This window comes from Collimonas fungivorans Ter331 (assembly GCF_000221045.1).
Lineage (GTDB): Bacteria > Pseudomonadota > Gammaproteobacteria > Burkholderiales > Burkholderiaceae_D > Collimonas > Collimonas fungivorans_A.
Genome location: NC_015856.1, coordinates 3,070,173 through 3,084,511 on the forward strand (window position 1 = coordinate 3,070,173; position 14,339 = coordinate 3,084,511).

Here is a 14,339-nt window from a genome sequence, read left to right on the forward strand (position 1 = left end):
GGCCAACGTCCCGGTAGAGATATCAAGTGATATCGTCGAAAGCCAAATGGATTCCGACTTGGACACCCAGTCAATCTCAACACATAAAGTATGCTTGTTAAAGAGCGAAAACACGACAGCAAGGCATATCGCCCTGTTTCTTGATGGTATCGTACAAAAAAAACATTGTCAAACTGTACTAGATTTTCTCGAATGCTCACCTAACAAGGAAGACCGCCCGATCTAAAAGTAATGAGAAAGAGCGGTACAGTACGCTTCGCTATCCTTGGCGCGACCATCCTGCTCCAGTCTTTTCCCGCCGAAATTGGCCGCACTGCAACGGGCAGCCCACCCGCCCCTGAGCGGCCATATATTTATCGACGGTATCTTGCGATATCCGGCCTCGCATATCACCCCAATCTCTCCAAAAGACTTTCCGGTTTGAGGTGAGTGTACCTCTTGAGCATCTGCATGCTTTTATGCCCGGTGATACTGGCCACCTCCATTGGATGAAATCCCTTTTCGAATAGCCGCGAGGCAGCTTCGTGACGTAGATCGTGCCAGCGCAGGTCTTCGATTTTCACTTTGGCCAGCGCGCGTTTCCAGATGCAAATGATTGCGTTCGCCGTAGTGGCCAGCACAAGTCCGGCGCTTGGTTGCACAATTTCGCCTTTGTCATTCCGAGGGCAGATAGACTGCAGCACCTCGATAGCACGCCTAGATAAGGGCAATGCCGCCGGCACCCCTTTATTCGAAATTTCCACGGTGCTGGCCGGGAACCGTATCATCCGCGCGGAAAGATTCACCCACTCCCACCTAACTTTAAACAGCATTCCTTGCCGCAGGCTTGTTTCTATTGCCAGATCAAAAGCGCACGCGGCATACGGGTTTTCACTTGCTTTTAATCGACCAAGAATGAGATCGTACTCCCCTGTTTCCAGGCGGCGATTGCGCGCACGACTGCCAGCCGGTTTACGAATATTTTTCAGTGGATTGGCAAGATTTTCCATTCCCCATTCTTTACGCGCAATCTCATATAGATGACTGATAAGCTGGAGTTCCAGGCGAATTGTATTTTCTGCTCGACCTGCTTCGCGCCTTTTATCTCTGTAAACTGCGAAATCTGCACCTTTCAGATTTGCTAGGGTGCGGTAGCAAAGTCATTTTGCAACCATCGGTTGATGCGACAGGTTTCTTGATATGGATGTCGCTTGGCTGGGACGATATCTCGGTTGTAGCGCTCCAACGCCTCGCGCAGAGTGGTACGTTCCGCTTCAGCCCTGTCAACGTATAGGCCTGAATCCATTTCCGACTCTACGCGGCGCGCCCACTGCTGGGCCTGCTTTTGCGTATCGAATGTGCGATACGTAGGTTTATATCCTTTGCGACGAACTTCCGCCCGCCAATATGCACCGCGTTCCTTGATGTATGCCATTCCAGACTTCCCAATTGTTGATAAAGCGCTTGGTCTGGATTTTTTCATTCCGGCAGATTTCCGGCAAAGGCCAGTTTTTGAATCCTGCCGGGAATAAATAGACGAAAAAAAAGCACTGCGATTACTCGCAAGTGCTTGATTTCCATACCTGAATACTGTTGGTGGGGCGTGTGTGATTCGAACACACGACCTACGGATTAAGAGTCCGCTGCTCTACCAGCTGAGCTAACGCCCCAACAGGGGACGAATTATAGCGGCTGTTTATTATTTTTGCTAGTTCTTCGTAGGAATTTCTATCGAATTAAATATTCGCCGTTGTTTCCGCCTCTTCCAAGCGCCGGCAGCGCCGTCATGCCGTGACCAGTCCCACCCAGTGCAAGGTTGATTCGTCCACCGCGACCTGGGTGCGCCCGGCCGGACGGGCCGCCTTGGCAGCCGCTATCGCAGACCTGTAGAGCGTCTTCTGGGCTTTTCTCAGCAAGCGCTGTTCAATGCGCCGGGTATACAAATCGCTGTATTCGACAATTTTCCCCAGCGTCTGCGCCAACTCCTTGTCGTCGGCCTGGCTTTGCGCCAGCTGGCGCCAGAAATCGCATTCGGTCCAGCGCCGGAAACGCATGTAGACCGTGCTTGAACTGCCGAACCGCTCGGGCAGGCAGCGCCACGAACCTTTGTTGAGCACTATCCACAGCACGGCCTCGATGAACAGACGGTTGTTTTTTGCATTGGCGCCGGGATCGCTCTGTTTCCCGGTCAGGAGCGGCTCAAGCTTTTGCCATTGCCCGTCCCGAAGTTTGATTTGCTGCTTATGCACCAGGCTCATGGCCGCCTCCTCCAGAAAGAATGTGGTTGCGCTACCCGCCTCGGCCGCTCATGGCGGCGAGCCGAGGCACCAGCTTGACATTCTAGCGATGGGGTACGTTAAGGAATATAAGAGATGTCTGAAATTGAAAGGCCAGGCCTGCGTCAAAGGCCATACATCAAAGACCTACTGATCGTCTTAAAGCGGATCAGGCCAGGCGCGCATCGCTTGCGCACCGATCGCCAGCAGCTTCTCGCGCCCGGCGTTGTCGCGCGCCTGGGTCGACATGCCGTGGATGACTGTCACGAAAAAACTCGCCATCGCGGCGGTATCGGTGTCGGCAGCCAATTCGCCCTCGCGCACGCCGCGGTCCAGCCGGTCCTTGATGCCGGCCTCCATCTGCCCGCGGTAATCCGCCAGTACTTCCTGCACATGCGAAGAGGCGGCGGTGCAATTGGTGGCTGAAGTCACCACCATGCAACCGGGCGGCTGGTTGGGATCGGTTTGCGAGATGGCGATTACTTCGAGGTAGCTGCGGATGCTTTCCTTAGCCGTCAGCGGCTCGGCCACGATCGACTCGAAAAAACATGGCTTCTTTGCAAGATAATATTCCACTGCTTCCAGAAACAGGCGTTCCTTGTCGCCGAAGGCCGTATACAGGCTGGGCGGCGTGATTCCCATGGCGCAGGTGAGGTCGTTGAGCGACGTCGCCTCATATCCGTAACGCCAAAAAACCAGCATCGCGCGTTCCAGCGCAAGTTCCCTATCGAACGATAAAGGACGGCCGGCCTTCTTGCGCGGCTTGTCTTGTGTCATTTCCATAGTGATCGATATTAAACTACTTGACAGCGTAAAACAACCCCGTTAGAGTCGTACTCCAATTCGTAGTGATCGCTATTGAATAGAAATTCTGCAGATGCCGGATGTGGCTAAATGGAAACATCAGTGTCTCACAGAATTAAATTTGATGTTTTCCGAGCGCGTTTTTTTGCTTTCAGGTAAGGGAAAAACCGGCACATTTGGAGGATCAGACAAGAAGCGTCCAGTAAGCGGCTATCGGCTGACAGCCAGTCAGCCATACATTGCTAATCATGATTTGAAGCAATCCAAGCCAGTCAAGAACGCCGATGTCGATCTCCAGGCCAAGCTGCAATCCCTTTCATAGGCCCAGCGCTCCCGCGATTGTTTCCGATTACGCAGTTATCCATTTCCGTTTCCACACATATATCCAGGGGTCTCACATGCAAACTTCGACACCATTATTTTCTCGCAAAGCGATTGCGATTGCGGTTGGCATCCTCATCCTCGCCGCCGCCGGCACTTTCACCCTGACCAGCCGCCAGGCCAAGGCGGTCGCCGCGCCGCCTCCTGCCGCATCGGTCTCGGTGGCCGCCGCCCTGGAGAAATCGGTTACCGAATGGGATGATTTTTCGGGACGGGTGGAAGCTATCGAACGGGTTGAAATCCGCCCGCGCGTCTCCGGCACCATCGACGCCGTGCATTTCCAGGAAGGCCAGCTGGTCAAGAAAGGCGACCTGCTGTTCACTATCGATCCCCGCCCTTATCAAGCTGAACTGGCGCGCGCAGTGGCGACCCAGGCCGGCGCCCAGGCCGGACTGGCGCTGGCCAAAACCGAGCTGGCCCGCACCAGCCGCCTGATCGAAGAACATGCAGTGGCCCAGCGTGAGCTGGACCAGCGCAACAATGCCCTGCTGGAAGCCGACGCCAGCCTCAAGGCGGCGGACGCAGCGGTGCAGACCGCGCGCCTGAACCTGCAATACACCTCGATTGCAGCGCCGGTCAGCGGCCGTGTCTCGCGCGCTGAAATCACGGTCGGCAACCTGGTCGGCGCCGGCGTCGCTTCGCCGGCCTTGACCACCGTGGTGTCGGTATCGCCGGTGTACATCAATTTTGAAGTGGACGAGCAAACCTATATCCGCTACGCCGCCAACGGCGCGGTCGGTAATTCCGGCGTCAAGAACCTGCCGGTGTCGATAGGCCTGGCCAGTGAAGAAGGTTATCCGCACCAAGGCCAGATCAAGGCTTTCGACAACCGTCTCGATACTGCCTCCGGCACGATGCGGGTACGCGCGGTATTCGACAATTCGAACGGCACCCTGACTCCCGGCATGTACGCCCGCGTGCGCACCGGCGGCGCAGCGGCAGAGACCGCCGTGCTGATTGACGACAAGGCGGTCGGCACCGACCAGGACAAGAAATACGTCATGGTGCTGGGCGCCGACAACAAGGTTACCTATCGCACGGTCAAGCTGGGTCCGATCGTCGATGGCTTGCGGATCGTGCGCTCCGGCCTCAAGAAAGATGAGCGGATCGTCGTCAACGGCCTGCAGCGGATCCGGCCGAACGACCTGGTCACGCCAGTGACGGTGGCCATGGACGGTGAACAGCTCGCGCCAGCGAAGAATGCACTGGCCGTGGCTGCAGCTAAATAACAAGGACGCCGACGACTCACCTCGCAACGACGCCAAAACACAGCAGAGCCCAACACCATGAATATTTCTAAATTCTTTATCGACCGCCCGATCTTTGCGGGCGTGTTATCTGCAATCATCCTGATCGGCGGCCTGATTTCCATGCTCAGCCTGCCGATCTCCGAGTACCCGGAAGTGATTCCGCCATCCGTCATCGTCAAGGCGCAGTATCCGGGCGCCAATCCGCAAACCATCGCGGAAACCGTCGCCACGCCGATCGAAGAACAAATCAACGGCGTCGAGGGCATGCTCTACATGTCTTCGCAAGCGACTTCCGACGGCCTGATGACGCTGACCATCACCTTCAAGCTCGGCACCTCGCCCGACCTCGCGCAGCAACTGGTGCAGAACCGCGTCAACCAGGCGTTGCCGCGCTTGCCGGACGTGGTACAGCGGCTGGGCGTGACCACCGTCAAAAGCTCGCCCAACCTGACCATGGTGGTGCACTTGCTGTCGCCTAACGACCGCTATGACATGGCCTACCTGCGCAACTACGCGGTGCTGAACGTCAAGGACCGGCTGGCGCGCCTGCCCGGCATCGGTTCGGTCCAGCTGTTCGGTTCCGGCGATTATTCGATGCGGGTCTGGCTCGATCCGCGCAAGGTGGCTGAACGCGGCCTGGCTGCCACCGATGTGGTGAACGCCATCCGCGAACAGAACGTCAATGTCGCCGCCGGCGTGATCGGCGCTTCGCCTGCCGTTCCCGGCGTCAATTATCAGATCTCGGTGAACGCCCGCGGCCGCCTGGCCAATGAGGAAGAGTTCGGCAACATCGTGATCCGCACCTCGTCCGACGGCGTGGTGACCTACCTGAAAGACGTGGCGCGCATCGAACTGGGCGCCAGCGAATACGCCTTGCGCTCGCTGCTGGACAACAAGCAGGCGGTGGCGATTCCAATCTTCCAGGCGCCCGGCTCCAACGCGCTGGAAATCTCCGACAACGTGCGCGCCACCATGGCCGAGCTGAAGAAAGACATGCCGGAAGGCGTCGACTACAAGATCGTCTACGATCCGACCCAGTTCGTCCGCTCTTCGATCGAAGCCGTGGTGCATACCTTGCTGGAAGCGATCCTGCTGGTGGTGATCGTGGTGATCATCTTCCTGCAAACCTGGCGCGCCTCGATCATCCCTTTGCTGGCGGTGCCGGTCTCGGTCATCGGTACTTTTGCCGTGATGATGGGCCTGGGCTTTTCGATCAATGCGCTGAGCCTGTTCGGGCTGGTGCTGGCGATCGGGATCGTGGTCGATGACGCCATCGTGGTGGTGGAAAACGTCGAGCGCAATATCGAAAACGGCTTGTCCGCCAAGGAAGCCACCTATAAAGCAATGCGCGAAGTATCGGGACCGATCGTGGCGATCGCCCTGACCCTGTGTGCGGTGTTCGTGCCTTTGGCTTTCGTCAGCGGCCTGACCGGCGAATTCTTCAAGCAGTTCGCCCTGACCATTGCTATCTCTACCGTGATCTCGGCCTTCAACTCGCTGACTCTGTCGCCGGCCTTGGCCGCCCTGCTGCTAAAAGGCCATGGCGCCAAGAAGGACGGCTTCCAGCGTGCCATCGACCGTGTCTTCGGCGGCTTCTTCTCGGTGTTCAACAAGGTATTCCATCGCGGCTCGACCGCGTACGGCGAAGGCGTGACCGGCATCCTGAAACGCAAGACAGCCGCGCTCGGCGTGTATGCCGTACTGATCGGCCTGACCATGCTGTTGTTCCACACCGTGCCGAACGGCTTCATCCCGGCGCAAGACAAGCAGTACCTGGTCGGTTTTGCCCAGCTGCCTGACGCTGCTTCGCTCGACCGTACCGAGGACGTGATGCGCAAGATGTCCGAAATCGCACTGAAGCAGCCTGGCGTGGAATCGGCCGTGGCCTTCCCTGGCCTGTCGATCAACGGTTTCGTCAACAGCCCGAACTCCGGCATCGTATTCACCACGCTGAAGCCGTTCGACGAACGCCGCAGCGCCGACCAAAGCGGCATAGCGATTGCGCAGCAGCTTAACCAGAAATTCTCGGCCATCCAGGGCGCCTTCATTGCCGTGTTCCCGCCGCCGCCGGTACAGGGGCTGGGCACCATCGGCGGCTTCAAGCTGCAGATCGAGGACCGTGGCGCGCTGGGCAACCAGGCCTTGAACGATGCCTTGCAAGCGTTCATGGCAAAAGCGCACCAGGCGCCGGAACTGGCGGGCATGTTCTCCAGCTTCCAGATCAACGTGCCGCAACTGTACGCCGATGTCGACCGTGTCCGCGCGCAGCAGCTGGGGGTGTCTATCCCTTCAGTGTTCGACACCTTGCAGATCTACCTGGGTTCCTTGTACGTGAACGACTTCAACAAGTTCGGCCGCACCTTCCAGGTCCGGGTCCAGGCTGATGCGCCGTTCCGCGCCCATGCCGAAGATATCGGCTTGCTGAAAGCGCGCAACGACAAGGGCGAAATGGTGCCGCTGTCTTCGCTGCTGAAGATGACGCAAAGCTACGGCCCCGATCAGGCAGTGCGCTACAACGCCTTCCCCTCGGCCGACGTCAACGGCGGTCCGGCGCCAGGCTACAGCACCGGCCAGGCCCAGGCCGTGGTGGAACGCATCGCGGCCGAGACCCTGCCGCGCGGCATCAGCTACGAATGGACCGAAATCACTTATCAGGACAAGATCGCCGGCAATACGCTGTTCATCATCTTGCCGCTGTCGATCCTGCTGGTGTTCTTCGTGCTCGCAGCGCAATACGAGAGCCTGACCTTGCCGCTGGCGGTATTGCTGATCGTGCCGATGGGGATCCTGTCGGCGATTGCCGGCGTCTGGCTGACCCGTGGCGACAACAATATCTTCACCCAGATCAGCTTGATCGTACTGGTTGGGCTGGCGTGCAAGAACGCCATCCTGATCGTCGAGTTCGCCCACGAGCTGGAGCTGCAAGGCCGCTCCATCTACGCTGCGGCGATCGAAGCTGCCCGCCTGCGTTTGCGGCCTATCCTGATGACCTCGATCGCCTTCATCGCCGGCGTCGTGCCGCTGATCCTGTCGAGCGGCGCCGGCGCCGAAATGCGCCATGCAATGGGCGTGGCGGTGTTCTCGGGAATGATTGGGGTGACGGCTTTCGGCCTGTTCCTGACGCCGATCTTTTATGTACTGTTGCGCACGCTGGCATCGCGCTGGACCAGCGGCAAGCATGAAACCGAAGCCTATACCGGCCCGGCGCCACATGGCAATGCCGTTCCAGTAATTGCCAGCACCGCGCAAATTGAAGGAATCTGAACATGAAAAGCTTTAACCTGAAACTGACTGCAATGATGGCGGCGCTGGTGCTGGCCGGCTGCTCCACCACCAAACCGCCGGAACAGGTCGCGGTCGACACGCCAGCCCAGTATCGCGAAGCGGCCGCGCTGGACGGCAGCTGGAAAGTAGCCCAGCCGGCCGACGCCGCCGACCGCGGCGCCTGGTGGTCGGTGTTCGGCGACGCCCAGCTCAGCAAGCTGGTCACCGATGCCACTCAGTCCAGCCCGACCCTGGTCATGGCCTTGGCGCGCGTCAAGGAAGCGCGCGCCACCGCCGGTCTGGCCGATGCCGACCGCGCCTTCCAGCTTGGCGCCGCCTTCGGCCCTACCCGCCAGGGCACGGCCAGCGCCACCTCCACCCAATGGCAGGCGCAGCTAGGCGCCTCCTATGAGGTCGACCTGTTCGGCCGTCTGTCGGACAGCAGCCGCGCCGCCCGCCTCGATGCCGAAGGCCAGGAAGCGGCGTATCGCTCGGTGCTGCTGGCGCTGCAGGCTGACGTCGCCCAGCAGTATTTCGCGATCCGTTCGCTCGATTCGGAACTCGACGTGCTGCAGCAGACCATCAAGCTGCGCCAGGAAAACCTGCGCCTGGTGCAGCATCGCTACGATGCCGGCGACACCAGCGAGCTGGATGTGGCGCAAGCCCAGACCGAGCTGTCGGTGACCCAGGCCGAACAGGAAGGCGTCAGCCGCAGCCGCGCCCAGCGCGACCACGCGCTGGCGATCCTGCTGGGCAAGGCGCCGGCGCAGTTCACCCTGGCCAGCGCGCCGCTGCAGCCGGTGACGGTCAGCGTGCCGCCCGGCCTGCCATCCGATCTGCTGGAACGGCGCCCGGACATCGCCCAGGCGCAGCGCCAGCTGGCCGCCGCCAGCGCCCGCATCGGCGTCGCCAAGGCCGGCTTTTTCCCGAGCCTGGTGCTGACCGCTTCCGGCGGCTTCGCCTCGGACGCGCTGCACAACCTGTTCCAGTGGTCCAGCCGTAGCTGGATGCTGGGACCGCTGGTAGGCAGCGTGCTGAATCTGCCTCTGCTCGATGGCGGCCGCAACAAGGCCAACCTGGCCAAGGCCGACGCCAACTATGAATCGGTGGTGGCGAACTACCGCCAGCAGGTGCTGGTCGGCTTTCAGGACGTGGAAGACAACCTGAGTGCGATGCGTACGCTGGATAACCAGATCCGTTTCCAGGAAGACGCCGTGAAATCGGCACAACTGGCCGCGCGCCTGGCCGATTCGCGCTACAAGAACGGTTCGACCAGCTATTTCGAAGTGATCGATGCGCAACGTTCGAGTCTTTCCGCGCAACGCGCGAAGAGCCAGAGCGTCGGCCAGCGGGCGGTGGCCTCGGTCGGCCTGATCCGGGCGCTGGGCGGCGGCTGGGATCAGCCTGCGGCAAACGCTGCCCCTCTGGCGCTGGCCAGGTAACAAGCAGTAGAGTTTCTCTCCAGCCTGCATCAGGCGAAGTCGAAGCCGACTCGCCGATGCAGGTTTTTTTTCGTTCTTAATCCCGGATATCGCGCAAAGGCGAGGTTTTCAGCAAGCCGAAAGTCAGCAGGCTGCCGCCCACCGCGATGGCAATCAATCCGCTGCGCACGCCCAGGTGCTCAGCAATCCAGCCGGCCGACAAGGCGCCCAGCGGCGCCGCCGCCACGGTCATGAAACGCATGGTTGACACCATGCGGCCGTGATAGGCATCCGGCGTCAGTTTCAGCCGCAGCGCCAGGTAAGGCATGAAATACAGCATGGCGCTGCAATCGAAGATGAACACCACTACGCCGTAAGCCAGCGCGCTCAGCAGCGGCGAGCCGAACAGGCTGGCCGGGATCACCGCCAGCAGCAGCCACGCCGCGCCGGTGCCGCCGAGGCCGATCAGGATCGTGCGGCCGCTGCCGAAGCGCCGCGACAAGGGCTTGAGCAGCATCGAGCTGACCAGCACCCCCAGCCCGCCCAGTGTTTGCGCCGCGCCCAGCACGCCCGGCGACATGCCCAGCTGGTGGGTGGCGAACAGTATCTGCAAGGCCAGGTAACCGTTGAACAACAGCTGCCACAAGGCGGTGCCCCAGGCCAGCGGCCACAGTACTTCGTGACTCCACACCATCTTGATGCCATCCATCATCTCGCGGAACGGATGGCGGTCGGACGGCGCAGGATAAGAGTCGCGCTTGCGCAGATAACGCAGGTTCCACGACGACGCCATGAAAGCGAGAGCATCGACCAGCACCGCTACCGGCGCCGTCAGCAGTTGCACCAGCATGCCGGCGATGCCGGGGCCGACCAGGCGCGCCATCGAATCGGTCGCGGCGAACTTGCTCTGCGCATCCAGCAAATGCTCGCGCCCCACCAGCTGCGCCAGAAATACCTGAGAAGCGCTGCCGCCGATCACGAAGCCGATTCCCATCAGGAAGCCGACCGCGTACAGCACATGCATGTTCAGCAAACCCAGCCAGTAACTTATCGGAATCACCGCCAGCACGACGCCGAACAGGAATTCGGACCATAGCAATACCGGATACTTGCTGCGCCGGTCCAGCCAGACCCCGACCGGCAGCGAGAACAAGGCGAACGGCAGCGTCTGCAAGGCGATCAAGATGCCCATCTGGGCCGGCGTGGCTTGCAGCAGCAGCACCGCGGTCAGCGGAATCGCCAGGCTGCTGATCTGTTCGCCGAAGCTGGCCAGGACCGTGGACAGCCAGAAGCGGCGGAAGTCGTGGTGGCGCAGCATCGGATCGGCCGACAGCTTGCGGATGAAAAATTGACGGAATGCGTTAAAAATGATGCAACTCTCTGAAAGCGGCAACACTGGATAAGTAAGCGCGGCACGAGCAGTTCCGGATAGGAACATTGACCAAATGATAGCAGTAATGCGGCCGGCTTTTACCTGCTGCTGCAAATTAAATATGTTGATATTTCATAGACGAAACCGACTGTAGCGAGGCTTCGTTTCGCAGCTTTTCGAGGAAATTTCCGGATGCGGGAAAAATGTCAATAAATCATGGTTTTTCGGCGCCAAGCAATTTAAGACGACTGGTCATATAATAGCGGGATGAATAAAGCCACCGCCCTTCACGATACCCGCGCAACCCTGCTCGCCACCGGCCTCCGGCTGTTCGCCGAGCAAGGCTACAACGGCACCGGCATCAAGGAAATCGTCGACGCCACCGGCGTGCCCAAGGGCTCGTTCTATAACTATTTCAAGAGCAAGGAAGACTTCGGCGCCGAGGTCATCTCATTCTACGCCGACGGCTTCGCCGACAAATGGTCTGGCTATTTTGCGGAGGGACCGGAACAGCCGCTGGCCGCGCTGCGCTACACCTACGAACGCATCATCGGCTACCACGAACAGTGCGAAGTAAAAGCCGGCTGCCTGCTGGGCAATTTTGCCGCCGAAATGTCGGAGTCCAGCGAGCTCTGCCGCCTCACCTTGCAGGAAGTTGTGGCGGGCTGGCGCAAGCGCTTCGCCAGTTATCTGCGCAAGGCCCAGGCCGATGGTTCGGTACGCACCGACCTGAGTGCGGAACAACTCACCGATTTTTTCTGGAACGCCTGGGAAGGCGCTCTGCTGCGCATGAAAATCGAGCGCTCGACAGCGCCGGTGCGCGCCTGCGTCAACCTGATGTTCGATCATTTTTTCCTGCCATAACCTGACAGGAACCACAGAAGGAATGGAATCCGTTTTTTATAACAAATCCGAGACGACCGGTCACTTATCAACCTGTATTGCAGTTTGTTTTTTCAGCAACAAGTCAAACCACCAATCGCCTGACAGCGATTTATTCACGAAGGAATGTACATGAGCCGCACCCCAGAAATCCGTACCGAAGACAGCCTGTTCCAGCCAGCCCGCATCGGCGACATCGAAGTAGCCAACCGCATCGTGATGGCGCCGCTGACCCGCAACCGCGCCGGCGAAGGCAATGTGCCGAACGAGCTGAACCTCAAGTATTACGCCCAGCGCGCCGGCGCCGGCCTGATCGTTACCGAAGCGACCCAGGTGTCGGCCCAGGCCCAGGGTTACGCCAACACGCCTGGCCTGCATACGCCGGAACAGGTCGCCGCCTGGAAAAAGATCACCGACGCCGTGCATGAAAAAGGCGGCCGCATCGTGGTCCAGATCTGGCACACCGGCCGCATGTCGCATACCTCCTTCCAGCCGGACGGCAAGGCGCCCCTGGCGCCTTCGGCAATCCGCGCCGACGCCAAGACTTATGTGCCGGGCGAAGGCTTCATTGACACTTCGGTGCCACGCGAAATCACGCAGGCAGAAATCGCAGTAGTCGTAGACGACTTCCGCCAGACTGCAAGACGGGCCCTGGAAGCCGGCTTCGACGGCATCGAAATCCACGGCGCCCACGGCTATTTGCTCGACAGCTTCCTGCGTGACGGCTCCAACCACCGCACCGACAACTACGGCGGCAGTATCGAAAACCGCGCCCGCCTGCTGCTGGAAGTGGTTGCCGCCACCTCCGCCGAAATCGGCGGCGGCCGCGTCGGCGTCAGGTTGTCTCCTGTATCGCCAGTCAACGATTCCAGCGAAAGCGCACCGCAGCCGCTGTTCAACTATGTCGTAGAGCAGTTGAACAAATTCAGCCTGGCCTACCTGCACGTAGTAGAAGGCCACACCGGCGGCCCGCGCGACAATGCCCCGTTCGATTACGAAGCGCTGCACCAGCGCTTCGACGGCGCGTGGCTGGTCAACAACGGCTACGACCGCATGATGGCGCGCCAGGCAATCGCCAGCGGCCACGGTGACCTGGTCGCCTTCGGCCGCGCCTTCATCACTAACCCGGACCTGGTGCATCGCCTGCAGCACAACCTGCCCTTGAACGTGCCGTTTGAAGATGCGCCGCTGTATGGCGGCGTGGGCGAGCACGGCTATACCGACTACCCGGCCCTGACCGAAGCGTAAACAAATGGCCGATGCAGCTTAGGCAAGGGAAAGTCCAGTGCTACTTCCCTTGCCTTACCACCACGTCTCCAGTTGCATGCCGATGCTGGAGCCATGGGTGGCGCCGCCAAACGGGCCGTCGCGGGCCATGGCGCTGCCACTGGCAGCTGCATCTTGCGCCGCCTGGTTCCATTTGGCATAGGTATAGAACAGGCGAAGCTCAGGACGGCTGAAGAAAGATTTTCCCATCGTCACTGCGGGGCCGATCGTGAACTTGGTCAGGCTGCGGCTTGCGCCGTTGCCGGGAGTGACGACGTCGCGCCCGAGGTCGGCCTGTATCTTGAAATGGTCGCTGACCGCATATACCGGACGCACTCCCAGAGAAATCCAGTTCTGCCTGTAACCAGGGCTGCTTTCATGCTGGTAGACGGCCGCCAGCATGCCGCTGAATTTGCGCGTGAGCTGCCATAGCAGGCTTTCACTGAGCCGCCAGCGCCGCCAACCGTGGCCGGGGAAAGCCTGGTTCACCGTATTGATGGTGTCCCCTGCCCCCTGTCCATACTGGATGGCAACCCTGTTATAGCCGCCGAACAGCTGGTCCTGCTTATGCTGCGCGGTCAAGGAAAAACCGCCATGCCCATCTACCCCGGCGGGTTTTTGCATCAGCGACAGGCCCAGCTGCAATTCGCCATTCCGATTGGTGCGGATGCCGGCTACCTGGAAGTCGTGGCGATTCGCCAGCCGGGCCTGGAACTGCGCGTCTTGCCGGAACAAAGCATAGCTGTACTGCAGGCCGTTGATGGCGACGTTGTCGACGCCGGCGCCGAGGCCGCTTGGATTCCAGTAATAATAATCTATCGTGTGAATATCGTGCCGGTGGTAGTAGATCCGGCCGGCCCATAGGCGCGCCTGCGGATTCATGCCGGGCAGATTGGTCGCCTGCAGGTAGGCCTGAGGCAGCCGGACGGCGCCATTGGTGCTGGAATTGAAATGCGGAAACACATTGCCGGGATTGTACAAGCTGGCCATCACATCGGCGCTGACGACCATGCCATTTGCCAGGCCAAACAGTTTTTGCCGCGCTTCCAGTTCGCTGTAGTTCTCACACTCGTTGCCGAGCCGGTATTTGCTGGCAGCTCTCGCCAACTGGAAACAAGGCTGCGCACCGCCGCTGCCGCCGATTGCAGCGCCACCGCCGGCACGCAGGTAACCATGGAATTCAAAACCGTCAAGTCCGGCGGAGCTGTCGTCGCCGGCACAGGCGATGCCGGAAAATGCGGTTGATAGAATGGTCCAACATAACTGTTTCCTCACTCATGCCTCCTGGTTCATGTTTATCAGGCGACGATGCTGCCCGGCCCATGCTGCGCATTGATTCGGAGATGCGTGCCCAAGGTTACAATGGACGCAAGAATGCAACTATAAGTAAAAGCCGTAATATGGCGAAAATCTGCGCCGCTATCGAACCGCACGGCGAGATGTA

At 59.8% G+C, this 14,339-nt stretch carries 12 protein-coding genes and 1 tRNA gene; 6 read left to right on the forward strand and 7 right to left on the reverse strand.

Annotation, left to right across the window (positions count from 1 at the left end; genetic code table 11):
* Positions 1 to 389: 389 nt before the first annotated feature.
* The 5 genes from CFU_RS25195 to CFU_RS13350 all read right to left on the reverse strand — a co-directional run bounded on the left by CFU_RS25195 (position 390) and on the right by CFU_RS13350 (position 3,038).
* A complete protein-coding gene (locus tag CFU_RS25195) occupies positions 390 to 989 on the reverse strand; it encodes a site-specific integrase (RefSeq protein WP_014006566.1) in 600 nt (199 codons plus the stop codon).
* 131 nt (positions 990 to 1,120) lie between these two features.
* On the reverse strand, positions 1,121 to 1,462 hold the full coding sequence (locus CFU_RS25200; RefSeq protein WP_238531307.1) for a hypothetical protein: 342 nt from the start codon (positions 1,460 to 1,462) through the stop codon (positions 1,121 to 1,123).
* A gap of 111 nt (positions 1,463 to 1,573) precedes the next feature.
* Positions 1,574 to 1,649: transfer RNA gene (locus CFU_RS13340), tRNA-Lys, on the reverse strand.
* 114 nt (positions 1,650 to 1,763) lie between these two features.
* Positions 1,764 to 2,237, reverse strand: a complete 474-nt coding sequence (locus CFU_RS23340; RefSeq protein ID WP_014006568.1) for a transposase — start codon at positions 2,235 to 2,237, stop codon at positions 1,764 to 1,766.
* A gap of 177 nt (positions 2,238 to 2,414) precedes the next feature.
* Positions 2,415 to 3,038, reverse strand: coding sequence for a TetR/AcrR family transcriptional regulator (locus CFU_RS13350; protein WP_014006569.1), 624 nt, complete (start codon positions 3,036 to 3,038; stop codon positions 2,415 to 2,417).
* Positions 3,039 to 3,132: 94 nt separating this feature from the next.
* Here CFU_RS13350 and CFU_RS24505 point away from each other — a divergent pair, with 94 nt between their 5' ends.
* From CFU_RS24505 to CFU_RS13365, 4 genes are all read left to right on the forward strand, one after another.
* A complete protein-coding gene (locus CFU_RS24505) occupies positions 3,133 to 3,381 on the forward strand; it encodes a hypothetical protein (protein ID WP_148264837.1) in 249 nt (82 codons plus the stop codon).
* Between the two features lie 76 nt (positions 3,382 to 3,457).
* Positions 3,458 to 4,669, forward strand: a complete 1,212-nt coding sequence (locus CFU_RS13355; RefSeq protein ID WP_041742025.1) for an efflux RND transporter periplasmic adaptor subunit — start codon at positions 3,458 to 3,460, stop codon at positions 4,667 to 4,669.
* 57 nt (positions 4,670 to 4,726) lie between these two features.
* The gene (locus CFU_RS13360; protein WP_014006571.1) at positions 4,727 to 7,954 is read left to right on the forward strand and encodes an efflux RND transporter permease subunit; all 3,228 of its coding nucleotides are present in this window, start codon (positions 4,727 to 4,729) and stop codon (positions 7,952 to 7,954) included.
* A 2-nt stretch (positions 7,955 to 7,956) separates the two neighbouring features.
* Complete coding sequence (locus CFU_RS13365) at positions 7,957 to 9,396, forward strand: efflux transporter outer membrane subunit (RefSeq protein WP_014006572.1); 1,440 nt, start codon at positions 7,957 to 7,959, stop codon at positions 9,394 to 9,396.
* Positions 9,397 to 9,472: 76 nt separating this feature from the next.
* Here CFU_RS13365 and CFU_RS13370 read toward each other — a convergent pair whose 3' ends face one another.
* Positions 9,473 to 10,813: an MFS transporter gene (locus CFU_RS13370; protein WP_238531308.1), complete on the reverse strand. Its 1,341-nt coding sequence runs from the start codon at positions 10,811 to 10,813 to the stop codon at positions 9,473 to 9,475.
* A gap of 201 nt (positions 10,814 to 11,014) precedes the next feature.
* Between CFU_RS13370 and CFU_RS13375 the strand changes: the two genes are divergently transcribed.
* Together CFU_RS13375 and CFU_RS13380 are read left to right on the forward strand one after the other, a co-directional pair.
* Positions 11,015 to 11,611, forward strand: coding sequence for a TetR/AcrR family transcriptional regulator (locus tag CFU_RS13375; protein WP_014006574.1), 597 nt, complete (start codon positions 11,015 to 11,017; stop codon positions 11,609 to 11,611).
* Between the two features lie 150 nt (positions 11,612 to 11,761).
* Complete coding sequence (locus CFU_RS13380) at positions 11,762 to 12,877, forward strand: alkene reductase (RefSeq protein WP_041742027.1); 1,116 nt, start codon at positions 11,762 to 11,764, stop codon at positions 12,875 to 12,877.
* A gap of 54 nt (positions 12,878 to 12,931) precedes the next feature.
* Here CFU_RS13380 and CFU_RS13385 read toward each other — a convergent pair whose 3' ends face one another.
* Complete coding sequence (locus tag CFU_RS13385; protein ID WP_014006576.1) at positions 12,932 to 14,170, reverse strand: maltoporin; 1,239 nt, start codon at positions 14,168 to 14,170, stop codon at positions 12,932 to 12,934.
* Positions 14,171 to 14,339: the final 169 nt, after the last annotated feature.